Annotated in this window: 17 protein-coding genes and 1 pseudogene; 8 read left to right on the top strand and 10 right to left on the bottom strand. The window is 69.8% G+C overall.

The genetic code is table 11. The features are described 5' to 3' along the window. Positions 1-76: 76 nt before the first annotated feature. Positions 77-1,357, top strand: coding sequence for an amidohydrolase family protein (locus ABZ836_RS07340; RefSeq protein ID WP_356128300.1), 1,281 nt, complete (start codon positions 77-79; stop codon positions 1,355-1,357). Then, positions 1,354-2,985 carry an AbgT family transporter gene (locus ABZ836_RS07335; RefSeq protein WP_356128297.1) on the top strand — a complete coding sequence of 544 codons (1,632 nt, stop codon included), beginning with the start codon at positions 1,354-1,356 and terminating at the stop codon, positions 2,983-2,985. The genes ABZ836_RS07340 and ABZ836_RS07335 overlap by 4 nt, the downstream gene beginning before the upstream one ends. Before the next feature lie 86 nt (positions 2,986-3,071). On the opposite strand, the gene ABZ836_RS07330 is transcribed toward ABZ836_RS07335, so the two are convergent. The 4 genes from ABZ836_RS07330 to ABZ836_RS07315 form a co-directional block, all read right to left on the bottom strand. Continuing rightward, positions 3,072-3,662: a hypothetical protein gene (locus ABZ836_RS07330; protein ID WP_356128294.1), complete on the bottom strand. Its 591-nt coding sequence runs from the start codon at positions 3,660-3,662 to the stop codon at positions 3,072-3,074. Positions 3,663-3,735: 73 nt separating this feature from the next. After that, positions 3,736-4,908 carry a hypothetical protein gene (locus ABZ836_RS07325; protein WP_361140218.1) on the bottom strand — a complete coding sequence of 391 codons (1,173 nt, stop codon included), beginning with the start codon at positions 4,906-4,908 and terminating at the stop codon, positions 3,736-3,738. Between the two features lie 279 nt (positions 4,909-5,187). Further along, on the bottom strand, positions 5,188-6,384 hold the full coding sequence (locus tag ABZ836_RS07320; RefSeq protein ID WP_361140215.1) for a Gfo/Idh/MocA family oxidoreductase: 1,197 nt from the start codon (positions 6,382-6,384) through the stop codon (positions 5,188-5,190). 110 nt (positions 6,385-6,494) lie between these two features. Continuing rightward, positions 6,495-7,337 (bottom strand): TauD/TfdA family dioxygenase, encoded by an 843-nt coding sequence (locus tag ABZ836_RS07315; RefSeq protein ID WP_356128285.1) that lies wholly within the window; start codon positions 7,335-7,337, stop codon positions 6,495-6,497. Between the two features lie 327 nt (positions 7,338-7,664). Between ABZ836_RS07315 and ABZ836_RS07310 the strand changes: the two genes are divergently transcribed. From ABZ836_RS07310 to ABZ836_RS07290, 5 genes are all read left to right on the top strand, one after another. Then, complete coding sequence (locus ABZ836_RS07310; protein ID WP_356128282.1) at positions 7,665-9,134, top strand: radical SAM protein; 1,470 nt, start codon at positions 7,665-7,667, stop codon at positions 9,132-9,134. A gap of 7 nt (positions 9,135-9,141) precedes the next feature. Further along, entirely contained in the window at positions 9,142-10,554 is a 1,413-nt protein-coding gene (locus tag ABZ836_RS07305) for a hypothetical protein (protein WP_361140211.1), read from the top strand. A 60-nt stretch (positions 10,555-10,614) separates the two neighbouring features. Continuing rightward, complete coding sequence (locus ABZ836_RS07300) at positions 10,615-11,601, top strand: TauD/TfdA family dioxygenase (RefSeq protein WP_361140208.1); 987 nt, start codon at positions 10,615-10,617, stop codon at positions 11,599-11,601. A 252-nt stretch (positions 11,602-11,853) separates the two neighbouring features. Continuing rightward, positions 11,854-12,792, top strand: coding sequence for a hypothetical protein (locus ABZ836_RS07295; RefSeq protein WP_361140205.1), 939 nt, complete (start codon positions 11,854-11,856; stop codon positions 12,790-12,792). A 98-nt stretch (positions 12,793-12,890) separates the two neighbouring features. Then, positions 12,891-14,285: a hypothetical protein gene (locus ABZ836_RS07290; RefSeq protein ID WP_361140202.1), complete on the top strand. Its 1,395-nt coding sequence runs from the start codon at positions 12,891-12,893 to the stop codon at positions 14,283-14,285. A 174-nt stretch (positions 14,286-14,459) separates the two neighbouring features. Here ABZ836_RS07290 and ABZ836_RS07285 read toward each other — a convergent pair whose 3' ends face one another. Further along, positions 14,460-14,897 (bottom strand): hypothetical protein, encoded by a 438-nt coding sequence (locus ABZ836_RS07285; protein ID WP_361140199.1) that lies wholly within the window; start codon positions 14,895-14,897, stop codon positions 14,460-14,462. A 133-nt stretch (positions 14,898-15,030) separates the two neighbouring features. Beyond that, the gene (locus ABZ836_RS07280; RefSeq protein ID WP_361140196.1) at positions 15,031-16,152 is read right to left on the bottom strand and encodes a LacI family DNA-binding transcriptional regulator; all 1,122 of its coding nucleotides are present in this window, start codon (positions 16,150-16,152) and stop codon (positions 15,031-15,033) included. Positions 16,153-16,235: 83 nt separating this feature from the next. Between ABZ836_RS07280 and ABZ836_RS07275 the strand changes: the two are divergent. Next, positions 16,236-16,493, top strand: a pseudogene (locus tag ABZ836_RS07275) (class II aldolase/adducin family protein); the annotation flags it as partial. 182 nt (positions 16,494-16,675) lie between these two features. Here the strand turns inward: ABZ836_RS07275 and mmsB are convergent. The 4 genes from mmsB to ABZ836_RS07255 all read right to left on the bottom strand — a co-directional run bounded on the left by mmsB (position 16,676) and on the right by ABZ836_RS07255 (position 23,194). After that, positions 16,676-17,920, bottom strand: a complete 1,245-nt coding sequence (gene mmsB, locus ABZ836_RS07270; protein WP_356128267.1) for a multiple monosaccharide ABC transporter permease — start codon at positions 17,918-17,920, stop codon at positions 16,676-16,678. Continuing rightward, positions 17,917-19,467 carry a multiple monosaccharide ABC transporter ATP-binding protein gene (mmsA, locus tag ABZ836_RS07265; RefSeq protein WP_361140192.1) on the bottom strand — a complete coding sequence of 517 codons (1,551 nt, stop codon included), beginning with the start codon at positions 19,465-19,467 and terminating at the stop codon, positions 17,917-17,919. Before mmsA ends, mmsB begins: the two co-directional genes overlap by 4 nt. 32 nt (positions 19,468-19,499) lie before the next feature. Beyond that, complete coding sequence (chvE, locus tag ABZ836_RS07260; protein ID WP_361140189.1) at positions 19,500-20,612, bottom strand: multiple monosaccharide ABC transporter substrate-binding protein; 1,113 nt, start codon at positions 20,610-20,612, stop codon at positions 19,500-19,502. 1,319 nt (positions 20,613-21,931) lie between these two features. After that, entirely contained in the window at positions 21,932-23,194 is a 1,263-nt protein-coding gene (locus ABZ836_RS07255) for a GTP-binding protein (RefSeq protein WP_361140186.1), read from the bottom strand.

Below are 23,194 nucleotides of genomic sequence, written 5' to 3'. Positions count from 1 at the left end.
TGCGCAGACGCATGCGGCCTGAATGATTCCGGCGATTTTACCGGTTCGTAACCCAGGATCTTGAGGGTGTCCGGCTATGACCGCACCTTGCCTCTCTCCCGCACCGTTGCCCACGGCCTCCTCCCTCCGCATCACCGGAGCGCGCCTGATCGACGGCACCGGCGCCGCCCCCGTCGAGAACGCCGTCCTCGACGTCGACGACGACGGCCTGATCGTCTACGCCGGGCCGGCCGCCGGAGCGCCCGAGGGCCCCGCCCGGGCCAGGGTGATCGACGCGGCCGGGCGCACACTGCTCCCGGGGTTCGTCGACGCCCACGTCCACCTCGGGGTGGAGTCCGCGCGGCAGATGGTGCGCCGCTACGCGGACGACCCGACCGTGGCGGTGTTCGACACGGCGGCCCGGATGCGGGCCACGCTGAACGCCGGCGTGACGACCGCCCGCGATCTCGGCGGACTCGCGGCGGGGTACCGCGACGCGGTGGCCCGCGGGCTCACCGCCGGGCCGCGCCTGCACACCGCCGTCCGGATCCTCAGCCACACCGGCGGCCACGCCGACTTCCACACCGACTGCGGCTTCGACCCCAGCTCCGGCGTGGGCGAACTCGCGGACTCGCCGCAGGAGGTGCGGGTGGCGGTACGCCGGCTGCTGCGGGCGGGCGCCGACGTGATCAAGCTCTGTGCGACCGGAGGCATGTCCAGCCCCTACGACCAGCCCGACGACGAGGGCCTCACCGTGGAGGAGATCAGGGCCGTCGTGGAGGAGGCGGACCGTCACGGCGGCCGTCCCGTCGCCGCGCACGCACAGGGCACCGCCGGCATCCTCAACGCCGTCCGCGGCGGCGTGACCAGTGTGGAACACGGCTACGGCATGACCGCCGAGGCCCGCGACCTCGCCGGCGCGCACGGCGTCTTCCTGGTCCCCACGCTGTCCACGGTGTTCGACGGAATCGACAAGTCGACGATGGAGCCGTTCCACTACGAGAAGAAGCTCCGCTGGTCCGAGATCACCCGCGAGAACATCTCCGCGGCGATCGCGGAGGGCGTGCGCATCGCGATGGGCACCGACGCGGCGATGGTCCCGCACGGACGCAACCTGCGGGAACTGTCCCACCTGGTGTCGCTCGGCATGACGCCGATGGACGCGATCGTCGCCGGCACCCGCACCGCGGCGGAGCTGCTGGGTCTGGAGGACGAGATCGGCACGCTGAGGCAGGGCCTCCACGCCGACCTCGTCCTGTGCGACGGCGATCCGCTCGCCGACATCGGCGTCCTCGCCGACCCCGGGCACGTGGTGCTCGTCGCCCAGCGCGGCGCCGTCCGCAAGGACACCCTCGACCGGTCGGGAGGCGGCCGATGACCGGCAGAGACCTGCTCACGAAGGAACGGCGGACGGCCGACGGCACGGCCGGATCACTCCTCGACCGCGTCCTCGGCGGCATCGAACGGGCGGGCAACAAGCTCCCGCACCCGGTGCTGCTCTTCGTCTTCCTCTTCCTCCTGCTCGGCGTCGTCTCCACCCTCCTCCACTGGGCGGGCGCCACCGTCACCGTGCCCGGAACCTCCGACACCCTGCAGGTGCGGGGGCTGTTCACCGGTGAGGGGGTGCGGTGGCTGCTGGAGAACTTCATCCCCAACTTCACCGGCTTCCCGTCCCTGGGCACCGTCCTGCTGATGATGGCCGCGGTGGGCGTGGCGGAGCAGACCGGCCTGCTGGAGTCCACGGTCCGGATCTCGATCGGCAGGGCGCCCCGCGCCCTGGTCCCGTACCTGGTCGCCTTCGTTGCGGCCCAGGGCCACATGATGAGCGACGTCGCCATCCTCATCATCCCGCCGCTCGCGGCGCTGGTCTTCAAGGGCTGCGGACGCAACCCCATCGCCGGCCTGATCGGCGGCTTCGCCTGCGTCTGCGCGGGCTACGCGGCGGGATTCACGGTGGGCGCCCTGGACGCCCTGTACGTGGGCATCACCGAGAAGGCCGCGCAGGTGCTGCCGGGCGGCGAGGACGCGCCCACGCACATCCTCGTGAACTACTTCTTCACGGCCTCCGCGAGCGTGGTGCTGGCCCTGATCGGCGGCTTCCTGATCTCCCGCGTCCTGGAGCCGCGCATGCCCGCGCCGGTGGAGAGCACGACGCCCGAGGCCACGGACGAGGACGGCACGAAGCCGTCGCAGGGCACCGGGACGACGGCGGACGGCGGCTACCGCGCCACGCTCGAGGTCACCGCCACCGAGCGGCGCGGTCTGCGGTGGGCCGGCGCCGTCGTGCTGGCGTACGCGGCCGCGGTGGTCGCCTTCTGGCTGCTGCCCGGCTCACCGCTGCGCGGTGAGGGCGGCGCCCTGGTGCCGTCGCCCGTGCTGGACGGCGTCGTGCCCCTGCTGTTCGTCGCCTTCCTGCTGGCCGGAGTGGTGTACGGACGCGTCGTGGGCGCCGTGCGACGGGCGGACGACGTCCCGCGCATGATGGCCGAGTCGATCACCGGCATGTCGGCCTACATCGTCCTCATCCTGGTGATCGCCCAGGTCATCGGAGTCTTCACCTGGTCGAACGTGGGCACCCTGCTCGCGGTCGAGGGCGCCTCCCTGCTGGAGTCGGCCGGGCTGACCGGCTTCTGGGGACTGGTGGTGTTCGTGCTGCTGGTCTGCGTGCTGAACCTGTTCGTCACCTCCGGATCCGCCCTGTGGTCCCTGGTGGCACCCGTGTTCGTGCCGGCCTTCCTCCTGCTCGGGATGGAACCGGCGGTGACGCAGGCCGCCTTCCGCATCGGCGACTCGGCGACCCAGATGATCACGCCGCTCAATCCGTACGTGTTCCTGATGCTGACGATCCTGCGGCGCTACGAGCCGGACGCCGAACTCGGCACCGTCCTGTCCCGGCTGGCCGTCTTCGTGGTGCCCTTCCTGCTGGCCTGGCTGGCCGTCCTGGCCCTCTTCTACGGCCTGGACCTGCCGCTCGGGCCCGGGGCACCGATCACCACGGCAGGGTGAGACCCCCGTGGCGCGCCCGTCGGCCCGGCATCGGTGGATGCCGGGCCGGCCGTTCCGGCTCCTCGGCGCCGCCGGAGGCCGCCGTCTCAGCGCTGCGAGGTGAGCACGGCGGTGCCGGCCTCCGGCTTGTCGGAGGTGGCGATCAGGTTGGTCAGGAAGCGCCCCTCGCCATCGGGAGCCCAGCTGTAGGTGCGGGTCCCGAGGTCGTGCCGGATGATCTTCGTGCGGAGGAACCCCTGGTAGAGGTAGGCGCTCTTGCGGGCGGGAACCTCGAAGTTGATGGTCTCGGTGGTGGACTTGTTGTGCTGGGAGGTGAAGGTGAGGGCCACACCGACGGTCAGCGAGCCCTTCGCGACGAAGAAGTTGCACTCGGCGGTGTGCTGGGCGGAGATCTCCACCGAGTAGGTGGTGTCGAAGCCCTCGGTGACGGACTTGCTGTACGAGGAGGAGGCGTCCGAGGACTTGTTGTCGACGACGCCGATGAACTGCAGGTCGGGAGCGTAGAGGACAGCCGCAAGGCGTTCCTCGCCGTTCTCGCTGATCAGGAGGGACTTCGCGAAGGTGTCCCTGGACGCCTGCGGGAGCTTCTTGAAGACCTCCGGATCGAAGATCTCGGGAGGCTCGAAGGGACCCGGTGCGACGTCGTCGCGGGACGGGGATGCGGTCGTGTCGGCCATGGAGTGTCTCACCTCTGGTGGCTCTCGTGACTCTCGTGGATCTCGTGACTCTTGTGCTCAGGCTGTCTTGCAGTCAGTTGACAAGGCGCAGGTCTTCGCTCGTCTGGTTGGACAGAAGAGTCCTCCTGCTGCGCGGGTCGCTGTCGTCGTACACGCTGGGATACAGAGCGGTGCGGACCCAGAACTCCATCTTCGTGGGGTGGGCCTCCTGCTTCTTGTCCCTGAACTTCTCGACCCGCAAGCGCCACTGCACGCTGACCACCCCGACACCCTGGACGTCTTCGGGCGCGGGTTCGTGGACGAGGAACACCAGAACTTCTCGGGGGTTCCTCTTGTCGGACCAGGAATCGAAGTCCTGGTCGCTGAACGAGGAATCCTGCAGGAAGGCGAGGGCGTTGGAGAGGGCGGCTTCCACGCACTCCGTGTCCACGCCTTCGGCGACCGCGGACGTCAGGTTGCCGCCCATGGTCCGGTAGAGCTTCTTGATGGCGGTCGCGTCTGCCAGGTCCTTCCGGTACTCGTGGCTGCTGTATGTGGTCACCGCCCAGCGTCGCTCCGGCTGGTCGCCCTTGCGGCAGCGCGAGCGGTGCTGCTTCTCGCCCTTGGCGTGGAGGCGGTCCCACCGTTCGGGGAAGGCGAGTTCGGCCAGGTCGCTGCGGGTGACGCGTCCGGTCTCGTCGTCCCTGTGCCACTTCCAGGTCGTCGCGGCGACGAGCTTCACCCCTGCCCGGGCGAGTTCCGCCAGGTGGACGATGCCTCGTGGATCGTTCCGCGCGAAGGACTTGACGAAGCCAGGGGTTCCCCACTCGGCGTCGGCCATCGCGTTGACCATGGCCTGCCCGCCCGGATTGCCCTGCAGGATCTCCTCGAAGAACGCGTCCACGCCCTCGTGTTCGGCCACCACGTCCGCCATGTCGGCGTACCCGCCGGCGGACAGGCTCAGCACGGTGTCGACGAACGAGGTGCCCGCGGGGCCGCTGTCCAGCAGCGACGGGTCCCGAAGACCGATGCCCACCGCCTGAACCCGGCCGGAGGACGGCAGTTCCTGGCGGACTTCGTTGATGAACCGTTGCAGGTAAGGCTTTTCGGTGAGCTCGCAGCCGAGTCCCATGCGGCGCAGATCCCGCTGCAACGTGTCCGGCTCCACCTTGGCCGGGGTGTCCCGCTCCATCCTGACCGGGTCCGCATAGATCTCCGGCGGTTCGTTCGGTTCCGACATGGGCGCCTTGAAACTGGCGATCGTCACGCTGCTCCCTCTTCGGCGCGGAGTGAGTTCACGACGGTCGGCCCGCGCCTGGGACACGTTCGCGAGGCATGGGCACGGCCGTCCTTCCGAAGTCCCAACCACGAGGGCGCGCGCGAGTTACGGGAGGTGAGGGCATTGCCTCACTTCGGGTCGGCGGCCTCCCGCGGTGACGACAGACCCCTCCCCCTCCGTGAGGCGTTCAGGCTCGTGCGGCACATCGTCGGCACGGGCTCCTGGCCTGCGGACGCGTGCTGGGCGGCGGGCGGTGACCGAGCGCTGTCACGCCGGGGCGTCCCCGAAGTCCCGGACCTCCAGCTGCGCGCCACCCGCCAGGGCGGATCGGTGGGCGACCAGGCCGGGCAAGGTGTAGCGGGCTGCCGTCCAGGCGTTGACCGGCGGCGTCCTCCCGGTCAGGCACGCCGTCACGAAGTCGTCCGCGAGGAATTGGCGCGAGCCCTGGTGACCGTTGGGTCGCCCGGCGAACTCGGCGGGCAGCCGGCCGGTGTCATGGACAGGCGCGAACTTGCTCACGAAATCGTCGCGCAGGGATGGATCGATCTCGGCGAGCGCGGCGTCGTCGAGGCGGGTTGTCGGCACCGTGCGCATCAGTTCCTCGATGTCCTGAGCCTTCTCGCGGTCCTGCCACAGGGTGACGGTGGCCAGCTGCTCGAAACTGCCCTGGGTGCCGAAGAAGCGGAAACGGGATTCACGCAGCAGTGAGGGGTAGCCCACCCGCCGCATCTCGTTGGTGCGCACGACGCCGCCGTCCGCGGTGCGGAAGAGTGCGGTCGCGTTGGAGAAGTCGTTGTCCCAGCGGCTGATCTCCCGGTCGAAGACTCCGTCGCCCCTGGTGTCGGAGACGCCGAGGCAGGACACGGAGGTGACGTGCGAGCCCGTGACCGCGAGGACGCCGCCCAGAGCGTGGGTCGGGTAGTACATGGGCGGGAAGCTCGCGGTCTCCTTCCAGCGCTCACCGCCGCTGTAGCGGTACGCGTCGTAGAAGCCGAGATCCATGTCGTGGACGTAGTCGCCCTCGGAGTAGAAGATGTCGCCGAACGCGCCCTCGGCGTGGCGTCCCCGGCAGTAGACGACGGCGGGGTTGTAGTAGCTGGTCTCACCCATCATGTAGGTGAGGCCGCTACGGCGCACGGCGTCGAGGATCGCCTCGATCTCGCCCTCGGAAACGGCCATCGGCACACACGAGTAGACGTGCTTTCCGGCCTCCAGGGCCTGCACGACCAGCGGGCCGTGGGTCCAGCGCTGGGTGAAGATCGCGACAGCGTCGACGTCCGAGGAGAGCATGTCCTCGAACGACGTGTAGGTGGTGGTGATGGCGTGCCGGGCGGACTCGCGCCGGAGCCGTTCGGGGACGGCCTCGGTCAGGCGGACGTCATGGACGCCCGGATGGGCCTGGAAGAGCGGAATGAACGCGCGGGCGAACTGCCCCGCGCCGACGACACCCACGCTGATGGTCACGGTGACGGCTCCTCGATGCGGATGCTGGGGGGCCCTCGGGGGCATTTCCTTCGCCGTGGGCTTCTCGTGCTCGTCGCGCACCTGGTTCGCCGCACGGCTGGTGACCAGGACTACCGCTGCTCATCGCGGCTGTGCACCTTGACGCGCATGACGTGGCGACCGACGCCTTCGGGTCCGACATCGGTGCGGCCGTGCAGCAGGCGCCTGTTGTCCAGCAGCAGGAGCTCGCCCGCCCGAAGGGGAAAGACCACGGGCAGGTGCTGTTCCTCCAGCACGCGTTCGAACGCACGGAGCGCGCTCACGTGCTCGTCGTCCAGAGCGCGGCCGGCCCGCCGCACACCTGCGGGAACCCGCACCGGGCAGTACCGCACGGTGGCATCCCCGCCGGTCGTCGTGAGGATCGGATGGGTCGTGACCGATGGTTCGTCGCTTCCGGAGCCGCTCGGAACGGCGAACGGGTAGCAGGGGTCCTGGAGCGCTCGCAGATGGCCGCGGTCGGCGATCTTGGCGGCGACCTCCGCAGCGGTCACCAGCACGGTCCGCCCGTCACCTGCGGGACTGGGGCGGACGCACAGCAGTCCGAGGTAGGCATGGGGGAGGGGAAGCAACGGGGAGTCGGTGTGCAACGGGTCCGGGTCCCGGTAGGGCCGGGCTTCGCTGTCGACCACGTGGTGCACGAGCGAGTCCGGTTTCGGGCCGTTGTAGCTCGGATCGACCTCGCCGAGAGCCGCGGCGGAGATGACCAGCGCACCGGCGTCGAGCGGGAAACCCTCGACGACCACGGCCAGCGACGCCCGCAGGAGGGTGACCGCCTCGTCCAGCAGCGGGCCCAGACCGGGAATCGCTTCGCGGGCACGGCCAAGAGCCGCCTGCTGGGACCGGTCGGTCCTGAGTTCTTCGACCGGCCAGGTCGCACTGAAATCGGCCAGTGCGGCAGCGGTCGCATCCGTCATGACGAGTCGAGGTGGCCATGCCATGGCTGGTATTGAAGCAGACTTATCCATCACCGATCGTAGCCAATCGCGTCGTCCGTCATTTATTTTCCCGGGGTCACTGACACAGAGTGAGCCGCGCGTGGACGTGTGATCACTGCATTATCTGCCGACAGGCCGGAACGCCGGAAGAGCACCTCGGGCAGATCCACGTCACTCCGCATGAATCGCGCCACGTTGGGTCCGTCACGTGCCGTATTGACGGTGCGAGGGAAGGTGCCTAGCCTGATCAGGCGGTACCCCAATCACCGACGATCATCGACGTAGTGGATACGGAGTGACGCCAGCATGGGGACTAGCACGGCACCGTTATACGAGCGCGGGCAGGCGCTTCGCAGCCTCTCGGAAATCGATCCGGAATATCCGGTACCCCGTGTTTCCTCGTTGCTCTCCGACGAGCGCAACTACGAGCTCCTCGGATATGTCCAAGCCGAAGCATTCACCCATGTCTTCACGGGAGATGCGAAGGGCAATTCACAGCAGTTCTTCGGTGATCTGGAACGCCGACTTCGCGAAGCGCCGTCCTTTCACCTGTGGGCGGACATCCCACTCTGCCGCTACCGCTGCCACTTCTGTCAGTTCCCGATACTCGTGACGAGCAGCCGGCCCGAGACGGCCGACGCGACCGCACGTCGGTGGGTGGACGCGAACATCAGGGAAGCCCAACTCTGGGTGGAGGCCGTCCCGGCGCTGCGCACCACTCCGGTCGGCGAGTTCTGCCTGTTCGGCGGTACGCCGAGCGTCCTGCCGCCGCACGAGATCGAGCGTCTGATGGACTTCTACCGGGAGACGTTCGTCTTCGACGAGCACACCTCGATGAGGGCGGAAGGCAGTCCGGACTCCCTCACCGAGGAGGTCCTTCGAACCCTGCGCGATGCGCGGTTCACCGCCCTCACCTACGGCATCCAGTCCCTGGACGACCGGCTGCTGCAGGTCGCCAACCGCCGGCACACCGGTGAACAGGCGCTGGAAGTCCGAGACGCGGCACGACGGCTGGGCTTCACCAGGGTCGACGGCGACCTCGTCTGGGGCCTGCCCGGCCAGAGCGTCGCCGGTTTCCTCCACGACATCGACGGCCTGATCGAGGCCGAGTTCAGCACCATCGTCGCGATCAAGCTCCATCTGCAGTCCTTCCACGACGTGGAGTCGGCCATCGGGCACGTCTCCCCGGCCGTGTGGGAGAACCCGCGGGTACGCGAGCAGCTGGCCGAACGCGGCTTCGCATGGCCGTCGTTGGGGCAGCAGCTGCAGATGCGGGAGGGGGCCGTCGACCGGCTCGCCGCTGCCGGCTACTACGAGCACCCCACCACCTACTTCCCCCGGCGTGAGGTGGGACCGGAAGTGTGGCGCTCGCTGAACCTCGACCAGGACAAGCAGGTCCCACAGGTGGGTATCGGCCTGGGCGCCTACAGCTGGTGCGAGGACGCGGAGGCGAACGCGGTGGTCGCTCCGGCCAAGTACCTCGGCCTGGTCGAGAAGGGCGAGATCCCGCTGGAGAACGTCACGACGGTGAGCGCGGAGCACCGCGAGGTGCGAGCGGTACAGATGGCGCTGTCCACCTGTCAGCCGCTGCACGAGGAGGTGCACCGCTCCCGTTTCCCCGACAGCTCCCTGCTGTCCGGCAGATGGGGTACGACGTTCGACTCGCTCAGCGACCGCGGACTGGTACGGATCGACCGGAGGGCCGGCAGCGTCACCCTCACCGAAGCGGGAGCCACGTTGGTGGAGGCCATCATCAACACCCAGCTGGGCCGGTGATTCCGGGGTGCGCCTGGGACTGATCTGCGGCGACGGCGTGCCGGCCAGCGGACTGCTGACCATCTTCCGCAACGTGGTCGGCCTCGGCACCGACCTCCGACTGCTCGAACTGCCCGTATCCGCCGACCTGGGCTACTCGTGGCGGCCCGACAAGGCCGCCTACTTCCCGTACGGGCCGGCGGAGCGGGAGACGTCCGCGTGGTGGGAGCGGGCCCGGCCGGCCCCTCCCGTCCTCGGGGACCCTGAACAGGCGGCGACCGAGTGGAGCTCCATACGGATGGCGGTCGCGGAGGGCGCGGCCCTGGGACCGGTCGACCGCGCCCGGCTGCACGAGCGCATCGACCGCCTGGCCGACCGTTACCGCGAGTACTTCTCGGAATGGATGCGCCGCAACCGGATCGACTGGACCATCGCCGTCAACATGACGCTGTCGGACGCCGTACCCGTCACCAAGGCACTGCTCGCCGCGGCACGCGAACGCCACCACGAGAACCGTTCCGGCGGCGTGCTCTTCTGGGACCACGACCTCTTCGGCAGTTGTGCGGACCACGAAGGAGGGGTCCGCAGGTATCCCGACCGTCCCAACGAGTTCACCCCGCTTCCCGAGGCCGGACCGGGCGTGCGGTGGGCGGTGGTGTCCGAGGCACTCGCGGAGGAGGGGGCGGGTTATCCGGTACCGGAGCCGCCGCGGGTGGTGCCCAACATCCTGCCCCGCGTGCCGACCGGACCGCTGGAGCCCCGCCACACCCAGTTCCTCGACGGACTCGGGCTCGACCCCCGGAGACCGATCCTGCTCAACCCGGTACGGGTCTACCGGGTCAAGGGGGTGGAACTCGCCCTCGAGGTGTTGGCGGCGGCCCGGTCGGCCAGCCTCGAACGAGGCCTTCCCGTCCCGTACCTGCTCGTCTTCGGCAGCCTGGTGGAGGATCCCTCCTACGCCGCCGACGTGCTGAGCACCGCACGGCGCCTCGACCTCCTGCCGGACGTGAGGTTCCTCGACGGTGTCCCGTTGTGCAGCGTCAGGGACGGCACCGGCTCCTGGCGGTTGGACGAGATCGACCTGCTGCGGACAGCCGCAGCGAGTGGTGGCGGCGTCGTCTTCACTCCGAACACCGAGGACGTCGAGACGGTCGGCCTGGGCCCCGCGCTGGCCGCCGTCGCCGGACTGCCCTGCGCGAGCACGAGCTACACGGCTTTCGCACCGACGTACGGAAGCGACTTCCACGTCGTCCCCGTGGATCCCCGTGCCGCCGCGACAGGCCGGTCGGGCGTCGAACTGGTGACGGCGATGCAGGCGAACCGCGGCGGAGATCCCCGCACGACCGGTCTGCTGCGCCGCAACCGGCGGATCGTCGACCGTCGGTTCCCGACCGACCCGTGGGCCGAGCTCCTCACGGAGATGGCGGAGGGCACCGGATAGCTCGACCCCGCGGCACCGCAGCCTTCGCCGGACCGACCGAGACAGCAGGAGGGTACCCAGATGCGCAGCTCCGCCCCCGTGCCCGACATCCAGGAGATCGCGCTCACCGCGCAGGAGACACGTCCTGCGGACGACGTCGTCCGCAGGCTCATGGGCGAGTACGACACCACGGACGACCTCGGCCTGCTGGCGAAGCTCGCCGAACACGGCGACCGTCTCCCCCCACGGCTGACGGACGTCCTGGCCGGCGTCCGGTCCCGGCTGGGCAGCGCGGTCACGGTGGTCCGCAGACCCCGCCTGGACGAGAACGTCGGCGCGACGCCGTCGCACTGGAAACCGCGCGGACGCGCCGCCACGGCCGCCCACGACCTCTGGCTGGCGATGGTGTCGACGCAGGTGGGTGACCCGGTCTGCTGGCAGACGCTGCAGGACGGCAGGCTGTTCAACGACGTTCTGCCGATCCAGGGCCAGGAACACGCGCAGACCGGCCACGGCAGCGTCGACAACCTCGACTTCCACGTCGAGGACGCCTTCGACGACGCCCGCTGTGACGTGCTGGCACTCCTGTGTCTCCGCAACGAGGACCTGACCGCGACGACCGTCGCCACCGCGAGCGGGCTTCTCGGGGTCGATGCGGAGGATCAGGAGGTGCTCCGCCGGCCTCGTTTCGCCATCCGCCCCGATCCCGAACACCTCAAGGAGACCGGATCCGATCCGTCCCCCGTGTGGCGGCCCGTGCTCTTCGGCGGCTCGCAGCCGTACCTACGGGTCGACCCGGCCTACACCACCACCGCGCCGGAGGACGACGAGGCCGCGCGCGCGTTCTCCCGGCTGTGCCGCCGGCTCGAGGGAGCACTCGTGCCGGTCCGGCTGAGGCCCGGCGACCTGGTCCTCATCGACAACTACCGGGCCGTGCACGGCCGTGAGCCGTTCACGCCCCGTTACGACGGGACCGACCGCTGGCTGCGCAAGCTCACCCTCACCTTCGACCTTCAGCACTCCAGTGGCCGCCGCCGGGCCGGAAGCCGGGCCCTCGCCCTCCCCTGAGGACCGTGGTGCGAACCGTCGCGCAGCCGGCCTCGGCCCCGGTTCCGGTCCGCCGGCCGCGACCGGCGGGGTGGCAAACGGATGGTGCCGTCCGGGCGATCGCCGCAGTGCTGCCAGACCGGCGCCTCCCTGGTCATAGTGGAGGCCACCGAGGTCCCCTCGCCCGCCGCCGGAGGACTTCGGACCGAGAAGCGGCGAGGCCGTACAGCCGGCCCCGGCGGTGATGCAGTCGACGAGACAGGGGCCGTTGCCATGTTCGAAGAGACGACCGCACTCGACCTGTCCTTCCTGCCCGCGTTGGTGGAGAGCCGCCTCGGCAGCCCTCCGCGGACCGAGCTGTGGCGCTGCTCGCATCTGTCCACGGTTCTCGCCGTGGAACTGGCGGACCGACGCCGGGTGGTGGTGAAGATCCGGCCGTTCGCCGACCGGCTGGCCGGCTGCTGCCGAACGCACCGGCTCATGTGGCAGGCGGGGCTGCCGTGTTCCGAACCGCTGGGCGAACCGGTCCGGCACGGCAGCCGGATCGTGACGATGGAGACACTGGTGGACGACGGCGTCGCGCTCGACGTCGCGCCCCGCTCCTCGGCCCGGTCGGCCGCCGAGCTGGCCCGGTTCGTGTCGGTCGCACCGTCGGTGGACGAGATCGGCACGCTTGACCCGCCTCCGCCGTGGGTCTGGTGGAACCACGACCAGGGCGCTGTCTGGCCGCTTCCCGACGATCAGCCGGAGGACCTCAACCAGCACCCGGGGCCGGACTGGCTGGACGACGCGGCGACCCGGGTGCGCAAGCGGCTGAGCGAGCACGACCTCGGCGTCCCCGTCGTCGGACACTGCGACTGGGAGGCGCAGAACGTGACGTGGAAGGGCGGCGCGCTGCACGCGGTGCACGACTGGGACAGCATCGTGACGCTGCCGGAGATCGTCATCGCCGGTGCGGCTGCCGCGGTGCACGCGGTCCTGGGCGGCCGTCCCGGTGAGGCGACGATCGCGCACACGGCTCGGTTCATCGATGCCTACCAGGCGGCCAGGGGACTGTCCTGGACAGCCGCCGACCGTGAGGCCGCATGGGCCGCCGGTGCCTGGGTGCACTGCTTCAACGCGAAGAAGGCGTCGCTGCGTTCCGACGGCGCTCCCGTCGTCGCACGGCTGGCCGGCGGGATCCGGCAGCGGTTGCGTCTCGCAGGTGCCTGAGACCGTGCCCTGAGGGGTGAGGCGTTCGCGTCGCTCGCCGCAGCAATGACGCTGCGCATGCGTGCCCGTATGAAGGTGACTGCAGAGAGGAACGAGGAATGCGTTTAGGGGTTGTCTGCGGCGATGGTCTGCCCGTCTCCGGTCTGCTGACCAGCCTGCGGTACGCGCTCGATCTCGGCGTACGGTCAGGTGTGGTCGAGTTCCCGGTGATCACCGACCTGGGGTACTCGTGGCGTTTCGACAAGGGTTTCGCGCCGGACGGCCGGGGGGAGCCGTATCCGGACTGGATGACCCCCGCGTGCATGGAGCTGCCGGGCGACCCTGGGGCGTGGGGGCGGGACCTGCTCGCTGTGCGTGACCGGGTCGCCGCCCTCGACGAACTCGACGCCGGGGAACGCGCGACGCTCCGGGAGGAGATCGACCGGCTGGCCGCTCCGTACGAGGAGCACTTCCGCGTCATGCTCGCGGATGTCGATGTGGTGATTGCGATGAACATGACGCTCACCGACGCGGTGCCGGTCACGCTGGCGTTGCTGCGGGTGCTGGACGAGATGTTCGCGGACGGGCACCGACGAGGACGGGTCGTGTGGTGGGACCACGACCTGCTCGAGAACTACGCGCGGACCGCCGACGGGAAGCGCGTCTACCCGGTCTTCCCCAACGAACTGACGCCACTTCCCAGGGCGAACGGCTACACCTACTGGGCGACGCTCACACCCGCCCAGGTCACCGAGGCAGCCGGCTATCCGACCGACGCGGTGCCGATGCTTCTGCCCCCCATGGTGCCCCTGTCGGTACCGGACGGGGACCTGGACGCGCATCAGCGCGAATTCCTGGCGCAGCACGGTGTCGAGGAGGATCAGCCGGTGCTGGTCGTCCCGAAGCGCGTCGTCCCGGAGAAGGGCGTCGCGCTGACCCTGCGGCTGCATGCCGCGACGACCGCGGAGGCGCGGAGACGCGGGGAGCCCGTCCCGGTCCTGGTCGTGTTCGGCAGCCTCGCCGAGGAGCGGGAGCACGCGCGGGACATGCTCGACCTCGCGGACAGCCTGGGACTCGGCGGGACGGTCGTCTGGGCCGACGGCGTGCCGCTGAGTTCCTACCGCGACGAGCAGGGTCTGCACCTGGACGAGATCGACCTGCTGCACATCGCCCGGAACAGGTCGGGTGCGGTCGTCTACACGCCGAACGTCCCCGGTGTCGAGGCCGCCAGCATGCCCCCGGCCTTCGCCGCCGTGGCGGAACTGCCCTGTGCGGTCAGCCCGTTCAAGATCTTCGCGTCCGTCTACCCCGGATACTCGGCCGTGATGGTCGGCCCGTCGGCCGGCGAACTGGAGCGGGCGGCCGGTGAACTGCTCGACATGATGGCGGCTGTGCGGAAGGCTGATCCTGTCGTGCGGCGGAAACTCGCGAACAACCGGGACATCTCCTTGCGGACCTTCGGGGAAGTCCACTGGCGCGCGTTCTGGCAGGAACTGGCCGAGGTGTTCCGGTAACCACGCCACAGCCGCACGGTGGTCCCTCACGGGGACCGGCGGGAGGCGGAGGGGGCAGGTGAGTACCGCTCCGCCGGTCCGCGTCGGGGACGGACCCCGCCCGAGCCGAGGGGGCGACCACGCCGGCCGCTCCCGCCCTTCCTCCCTCTCACGCACCGGGTCACCCCGGCCCGGTCACCGTGACGTCCGCTGCCCCGAGGAGCGCAGAGTGGCCTCCAGGGAATCGGTGTAGAGGGTGGCGCCGTGGATGTTCGGATGGAAGGACTTGCTCGAGTTGACGCCCAGGTCCGCCTGCGAATGGCCGGTGAGGATGATGCCGTGGATTCCTTCCGGATCGCCGCAGATCCCCCTGCCCTCGAATTCGTCGCGTGGGTCGGAGAAGACGGCACGGGTCCCGTGGAGTGCATTGGCGTCCGCGACGGCACCGGCCATCTCGGCCGCCAGCATGTCCGCCAGCCCGTTCAGCCAGGTCTTGTTCTGCTCGTTGATGTTGGCGCAGGTCGCCCCGGTCAGGAGCCGGGGATGGCCCATCATGACGATCCGCGAGTTGGGAGCGCGTTCCTGGATCCTCTTCAAGGTGGTGGCCAGGCGGGGACGCACCGTCTCGTGCATCCAGGAAGGCGCCCATGCCTCCAGGGGACCCGTCTCTTCGCCCGGGATGGGCCTCGGCCCCACCCGGAGCGGCGTACACGAATCCGCCGGCGAACCAACGGGCGGACCCGCACATCTTCGAGCACACCGATGGTCATCCGGCATGCGTGCGGGTCCCCGGCGGGCTGCGCGTGCTGCCGCTTGCCGGGACGGGACCGGACCAATCCTCGGTCGGGTCCCGACGGCGGCCGGTACTGGTCCGCACGATGAGTTCGGGGGCGACCGTCAGGTGCGCGGCCTCCGTCGCGGTGCCTTCGATGTGGTCGAGCAGCAGCCCTATGTTGCTGCGGCCGAGCGAGCCGAAGTCCTGGCGAACCGTGGTCAGCGGGGGAGGGAAGAACTCCGCCTCCGGAATGTCGTCGAAGCCGGCGACCGCCACGTCCGCCGGGGTGCGCAGTCCCGCCTCCCGGAACGCCCGCAGCACGCCGAGCGCCATCTGGTCGTTCGCCACGAATACCGCGGTGAGCCCGCCGCTCCCGGGGGAGGCGAGGGCCCTGCCCGCGAGTTGCTGCCCGGCGTGGTATCCGGACAGGGGACTCCAGTCGCCTCGCAGCAGGGGCGGTACCTCGGCGCCGGCCTCCCGCAACGCGCACTCCCAGCCGGCGGTGCGGGCCTCGCTCTCGAGCCAGTCGGCGGGGCCGGCGACATGCCACACGGTGGAGTGCCCTGCGGCGAGGAGGTGTTCCGTGACCATGCGCGCCCCGAGGTGCTGGTCGACGGAGACGCCGGGCAGGTCCAGGGTGTGGCCGCCCTCGACGGTGACCACCGGGCACGGGGCGTCCAGCGCGGCGAGAGCTCGTACGGCGTCGCGCTGCGGAGTTATGGCAATCACCCCTTCCACTCCCCAGACGGAAAGGTGCCGCATCGCCTCGTCGAGTGATGCGTCCGTCACGGTGCGCAAGGTCACGGCCGAGGTGAGGTAGCCGCGCTCCTGCGCCGCCTGCTGCACGCCGGCCAGTGTGCTGGCGGGCCCGTGCAGCGTGGTGTTCACGGCGATGACGCCCAGGGTGTGGGTCCGGCGGGTGGCGAGGGCGCGAGCTGCCGAGTTGCGGCGGTAGCCCAGCTGCTCGACGACCTCCGTCACCGCGGAGCGCGTCCTGGCGCTGACGTTCGGGTGACCGCTGAGCACGCGCGAGACGGTCTGGTGGGACACGCCCGCAAGGCGGGCGACATCCGCCATCGTGGGTGCTCTGGAGACGTCCGGGAGCTGGGTCAATCCCCTCCCCTCCCCTTCCCTGTTCGCTGGTGGCCCCTGCTCAAGGTACCGCCCCGTCCTCCGCCGTCCGTACGCGCCCAACGGACCTGCTCGAAGGAGATCCACGCCGGGTCGAAGAGGTGCCCGGGGCGCTCGTCTCGCGCCATGGTCCGTTCACCTGGGGCGCCACCGCGACGGCCTCGCTCGAGCACGCCGTCGTCTGCGAGGCGATAGCAGAGATGGCCCTGCACACCCTTGCGCTGCGATCGTCCCTCGAGCGCTCCGAGCCTCCGCGGCATCTGCTCGACCGGCACGTCACCCGCGAACACGGACCGGACGCGTACTACGGCAACGCCTCTCCGGCCACCGTCCGCCGAGAACGGCCGGCGCACGTACACCGCCACCCTCACCCCACGCGCACCAGCAACCGCGGCGTTCGTGCGCTTCCCCGGCGGTGGCAGGCCGTGCGCAGACACCGGCGACGGCCCCGCGCGGGAGGACAGGAGCCCTGGCCCCGCTCCGGGGGGAGCGGGGCCAGGACGGCTCAGGACCCGACCCTGCGCTTGTTCCACACGTCGAAGCCGACCGCGGCCAGCAGGGCGAGGCCCTTGATGACCTGCTGCCAGTCGGTCCCGACGTCGAGGAGGTTCATGCCGTTGTTCAGCACGCCGAGGACGAGGCCGCCGATGATCGCGCCGAGGACGGTTCCCACTCCACCGCTCATGGACGCGCCGCCGATGAACGCCGAGGCGATGGCCTCGAGTTCGTAGTTCAGGCCCGCCTTGGGCGAGGCAGCGTTGAGACGGGCAGCGATCGCCATGCCCGCCAGGGCGGCGAGCATTCCCATGTTCACGAAGACCAGGAAGGTGACCTTCTTGTCCTTCACGCCGGAGAGCTTGGCCGCCGGCAGGTTGCCGCCGATGGCGTAGATGTGACGGCCGAAGATCGTGTTGCGCATGACGTAGCCGTAGCCGACCACCAGCGCCCCGAGGATCAGCAGCACGATCGGCGCGCCCTTGTAGCTGGCGAGCAGCAGGGTGACGACGAGGATCGCGGAGGCCATCGCGACGAGCTTGAGCAGGAAGACGTTGCGCGGCAGCACGTCGAGGGAGAACTCCTTCTGCCGGCGCCGGTCCCGCATCTCCTGCAGGACCACGAAGACGATCAGGGCGACGCCCAGCAGCAGGGTGATGTTGTGGTAGTTGGTCTCCGGGCCCGCCTCGGGCATGAAGCCGTTGCCGAGCTTCTGCATGCCCTCGGGGAAGGGGCCGAGGGTCTGGCCCTCCAGCAGGATCTCGGTGAGACCGCGGAAGATCAGCATGCCGGCGAGGGTGACGATGAACGACGGTATGCCGCCGTAGGCGATGAAGAAGCCCTGCACGGCCCCGGCCACCGCGCCGACCAGCAGGCACAGCACCACGGCGACGGGCCAGGAGATGTCCTGCTGCACGGTGAGCACCGCGGCGAAGGCGCCGACGAACGCGGTCAGCGAGCCGACCGAGAGGTCGATGTGGCCCGCGATGATCACCATCATCATGCCGACGGCGAGGACCAGGATGTAGCTGTTCTGCAGGACCAGGTTGGAGACGTTGCGGGGCAGCAGCAGGTCCCCGTCGGTCAGCCACGCGAACAGCGCCACGATCAGACCGAGGGCGATCAGCATGCCGTACTGACGCATGTTCCGGCGCAGGCCGTCCCGCATCAGCTGCAGCAAGCCTCCGCCCGAGGCCGGGCCACCCTTGCCGGGCGGCGCCGGAGCCGACGGCGTGGCGGTCACATCGGTGCTCATCGCGTTACCTCTTTGTCCTTCGTCATCTGACGCATCAGCGCTTCCTGTGAGGCCTCGGCCCTCGAGAACTCACCGGTCAGCCGACCGGCCGCCATCGTGTAGATGCGGTCGCACATGCCGAGCAGCTCCGGCAGTTCGGAGGAGATGAAGACGACCGCCTTGCCCTCGGCCGCCAACCGGTCGATGACCGTGTAGATCTCGTACTTGGCGCCGACGTCGATGCCGCGCGTGGGCTCGTCCAGGATCAGCACATCGGGACCGGCGAAGATCCACTTGCTGAGGACGACCTTCTGCTGGTTGCCACCGGACAGCTTGCCGACCGGTTCGAAGACGGTCGGCGTCTTGATGTTCATGGACCTGCGGAAGCCCTCGGCGACCTTCTGCTCCTCGTGCTCGTCCACCACGCCCCGCCTCGCGACCTTGTCCAGCGCGGTCAGCGAGATGTTGCGGTTGATGGTGTCGAGCAGGTTGAGGCCGTAGTGCTTGCGGTCCTCGGTGACGTAGGCGATCCCGTGCGCGACGGCGTCCGCGACGTGCCGGGTCCGGACCTCCCTGCCGTCCTTGAGGACCGTGCCGCCCGCGTAGCGGCCGTACGTCCTGCCGAACACATTCATCGCCAGTTCGGTGCGGCCGGCCCCCATCAGACCGGCGATACCGACGATCTCCCCGCGCCGGACGTGGACCGACACGTCGTCGACCACCTTGCGGGTTCGGTCGATGGGGTGGTGAACGGTCCAGTTGCGGATCTCGAGGGCCGGGGCGGCGCCCTCCTCCGCCCGGTGGGGGGTGCGTGCGGGGAAGCGGTGGTCGAGGTCGCGCCCGACCATGCCGCTGATGATCCGGTCCTCGGTGGTCTCCGCGGCCTTCACGTCGAGCGTCTCGATCGACCGCCCGTCGCGCAGGATCGTCACCGAATCGGCGACTCTGCGGATCTCGTTCAGCTTGTGGGAGATGATGATCGAGGTGATGCCCTGTTTCTTCAACTCCAGGATCAGATCGAGGAGTTTGCCGCTGTCCTCGTCGTTGAGCGCCGCGGTCGGCTCATCCAGGATGAGCAACTTCACCTTCTTGGACAGGGCTTTGGCGATCTCGACCAGTTGCTGCTTGCCCACGCCGATGTCGGCGACGCGGGTCTCCGGGTGGTCGTCGAGCCCCACCCGGCGCAGCAGCCGGGTCGCGTGCCGCAGCGTCTCGTTCCAGTCGATGAAGCCGCGCCGGGCATGCTCGTTGCCGAGGAAGATGTTCTCCGCGAGGGAGAGATACGGCACCAGCGCGAGCTCCTGGTGGATGATGACGATGCCGCGCTGCTCGCTCGCCCGGATGTCCCGGAAACGGCAGGGCTCTCCCTCGAAGAGGATCTCGCCCTCGTAACCGCCGTGCGGGTGGACGCCGGAGAGGACCTTCATCAGGGTCGACTTGCCGGCGCCGTTCTCCCCGCAGATGGCGTGGACGTCGCCCTGACGGACAGTCAACGTGACGTCCGACAACGCCTTGACGCCGGGGAAGGTCTTGACGATCGAGCGCATTTCCAGGACGGGTCCCGCCATGGTCGTGCCTTCCAATCAGTGGGGGAGGGAGGTTACTTGAGGTCGCTCGCCTTGATGTAGCCCGAGTCGACGACGACCTTCCGGTAGTTCTCCTTGTCCACGCTGACCGGCTCGAGCAGGTAGGCCGGGACGACCTTCGCACCGTTGTCGTAGGTCTCCTCGTCGTTGACCTCGGGCTTCTTGCCGTTGAGGAGGGCGTCGACCATGTTCGAGGCCACCTTGGCCAGCTCGCGGGTGTCCTTGTAGACGGTCATCGCCTGCTCGTCCGCGATGATCGACTTCACCGAGGCGACCTCGGCGTCCTGGCCGGTGACGATCGGCAGGGGCTTCGCCTTGGAGCCGTAGTTGTCCGACTTCAGCGCCGACAGGATGCCGATGGAGATGCCGTCGTACGGCGAGAGCACCGCGTCGACCTTCTCGGACTTGTACGACTTGGTGAGGATGTCGTCCATCCGGCGCTGCGCCGTGGCGCCGTCCCAGCGCAGGGTGGTGACCTGGGTCAGTTCGGTCTGGCCGGAGCGGACGACGAGCTGCTTCTTGTCGATGTAGGGCTGCAGGACCTTCATCGCGCCCTGGAAGAAGTAGCGCGTGTTGTTGTCGTCGTTGGAGCCGGCGAACAGCTCGAGGTTGAACGGCCCCTTCTCGCTGCCGTCCTTCAGCCCGAGTTCCTCGATGATGTACGTGCCCTGCAGCTCGCCGACCTTCTCGTTGTCGAACGACGCGTAGTAGTCCACGCTCTCGGTGCCGAGGATCAGCCGGTCGTAGGAGATGACCGGGATGTCGGCGTCCTTGGCCTGCTGCAGCACGTTGTTCAGCGACTTGTTGTCGATCGCGGCCACGATCAGAGCGTCCACACCCTGCGCGATCATGTTCTCGATCTGTGAGACCTGCTGGTCCGGCTTGTCCTCGCCGAAGACGAGCTTGGTCTCGTAGCCCTTCGCCTTCAGGTTGTTCACCACATTGTCGCCGTCGGCGATCCACCGCTCCGAGGACTTCGTGGGCATCGAGATGCCGATGGTGGCGCCCTCGCTGCTGCCCTTGCCCTCCTCGCTGCCCCCTTCGCTGTTCTGGCCGCAGGCAGAGAGAGTGAGGGCGAGGGAGGCGGCGGTGGCCAGGGAGGCGAGCGCGGCTCTGCGGTTGCGCATGGTCATCATCCTTGATGTGAGCGGGCGGGGCTGCGGCAAAGCGTGTGCACCTGTGCGCCCAGGCGGGAAGAGGGGTTGCTGTGAACGTTGTGAGCACGTTCCACAGGGGCCGGCCGGACGCGAAAGCACTTCCTAGTGTGAGCGCTAACAATTCCGGAGCGCAAGGGTCGCGAGCTGGCGGCTTTGCCGAATCGGATGGTGGTCAGGAGCCTCTGTCCGCGTGATCCGGCGACTCGCCGAGTGGGAGTTCGGCGGCTTGGTCGGTCGGCGGGGTGCCTGGCGCTTCCGCCTCAAGGCAACGAAGGCGTAACGCTCGCTTCAGGGTGGTTGAGTGCGGTGTTTGTTAGCGCTAACAATGGCGCGTCGAGACGGTGACCGCATGCCGTCGGGGACGAACGACCGCCGTCGTCCCGGTGTCGAAGCCCCGCCCGCGTGCACCCGGTTTGGCCGCGCCCGACGCCGGCAGTCCGCGTACGAGAGGATCCGCCGGCTCACCGGTGCGGCTCTCGGTCCCCGCGGAGTCGACCACGGTACCCACGGTCACCGGGGCGCCCCAGGACAGGCGCACGGTGACGCCGGAGCCGTCCGCGCACGCCGCCGCCGTCACCCCGGCCGCGCGCCGTCAGCCGTCCGGACCGCGGCGACTCCGCGAGGGCTGGGCCGACTCCGCGAGGGCCCGGCCGGTGGCAGGTGCCGGCCGGTGGTGGTGCCCCTCCCGCTGGCGCAGCGTCACGGCCAGGAAGTGCTCGCGGTCGGCGCAGGACAGCCTCTGCCGGATCGCCGGCAGGCGTGGGTGGAGTTCGTCGACGGCGGGCCGCCGGTCCCCGCGCTCCCGCCGGTGGCGGGCCGCCCGGTGCGGGACGTGGCGGCGCGGCGGCGCGAGGGCGCCCGGCAGCGACTCGCCCGCAGCGCGCCCACCGGCAGGACATCAGGGCCGCGGGGCACCCGGCCGAGCGCTCCCCGCCGCCAGGGATCGGCCACGACCTGCGCCGATCGGTGCGGGGTCTGAGGCGCCCGGCGAGTGTCCGGGGCGAGGTGCCCGAGCGCGCGGACCACCGCGTCCGCGTCGAGCGCCCCGCCCACCGCCGGCGGATGCGGCACACGTCCGGCCCTCGGGGAGACTTCTTCCGGACCACTCACCCGGGTGTACCGGAGGCGGAACGTCATGAAGCCGTTGGCCGCCGCGGCGGCCGCCCTGCCCAGCGCCCGCGTGAGGCAGGCCCCGTACAGCCGGCGCGGAACGCACCCGTCGGGCCCCACCCGTCGGCGTCGTCAGGCAGCGACCTCGTGGGGCCCGCCGGGACCTGCCGATTCCCCGGTCATGACGCACCGGCCGCTTCCGCCATGCCCGCGGCGAGGGTGGTGCCGTCGGCGGGGTCGATGAGGAGGAAGGAACCGGTGCGGCGGGAGTCGGCGTAGGTGTCGAGGGCGAGGGGTTCGGCGGTGCGGACGACGACTCGGCCGATGTCGTTGGCGACGAGTCGTCCGGGTGCGGGATGGTGGGAGAGGTCGTCGAGGGCGAGCCGGGAGGGGATGTCCTTGACGATCGCCTTGACGGTGCGTGTGGTGTGCTTGAGCAGGACCCGCTGGCCGACCGAGAGGGGCTGGTCGGCGACGTGGCAGACGAGTGCGGTGACGTCCTGCGAGAGGGCGGGCGCCGAGCTGAGCGGGGCGATGAGGTCGCCCCGCGCGATGTCGACGTCGTCACGGAGCCGTACGGTCACCGACTGCGGGGCGTGGGCGAGGTCGACGGCCTCGCCCAGCGCGTCGATGCCCTCGATGGTGGAGGTGCGGCCCGACGGCAGGACGGTGACCTGCTCACCGACGCGGAAGGCTCCGGCGGCGATCTGGCCCGCGTAGCCCCGGTAGTCGGGGTGGGCGGCGGACCGGGGGCGGATGACGTACTGGACGGGGAGGCGCGCGTCGCAGGCGGTCAGGTCGTGGGAGACCGGCACCGTTTCCAGATGCTCCAGGACGGTGGGACCGCCGTACCAGTCCATGTGGGCAGAGGGTTCGACGACGTTGTCCCCGGCGAGGGCGGAGATCGGGATCCCGGTGATCTCGGGAACGCCCAGCTCGCCCGCGTACGCGGTGAACTCCTCGGCGATCTTCGCGAAGACCGGCTCCGCGTAGTCGACGAGGTCCATCTTGTTCACGGCCAGCACCACGTGCGGGACGCGCAGCAGGGCGGCGACGGCGGCGTGGCGACGGGTCTGCTCGACGACGCCGTGGCGGGCGTCGACCAGGACGACGGCGAGGTCCGCGGTGGAGGCGCCGGTGACCATGTTGCGGGTGTACTGCACGTGCCCGGGGGTGTCGGCGAGGATGAACCGGCGCCGAGCGGTCGCGAAGTAGCGGTAGGCGACGTCGATGGTGATGCCCTGCTCGCGCTCGGCGCGCAGTCCGTCGGTGAGGAGGGCGAGGTCGGGGGCGTCCTGGCCGCGGCTGCGGGAGACGTGCTCGACGGCCTCCAGATGGTCGGTCAGCACCGACTTCGAGTCGTACAGGAGGCGCCCGACGAGGGTGGACTTGCCGTCGTCGACGGAGCCCGCGGTCGCGAAGCGCAGTGTGTCGATGGTCAT

Source organism: Streptomyces sp. NPDC047130 (genome assembly GCF_040643475.1).
GTDB lineage: Bacteria > Actinomycetota > Actinomycetes > Streptomycetales > Streptomycetaceae > Streptomyces.
Note: the sequence above shows the minus strand (reverse complement) of the source record. Positions and strands in the feature narration are given on the sequence as shown.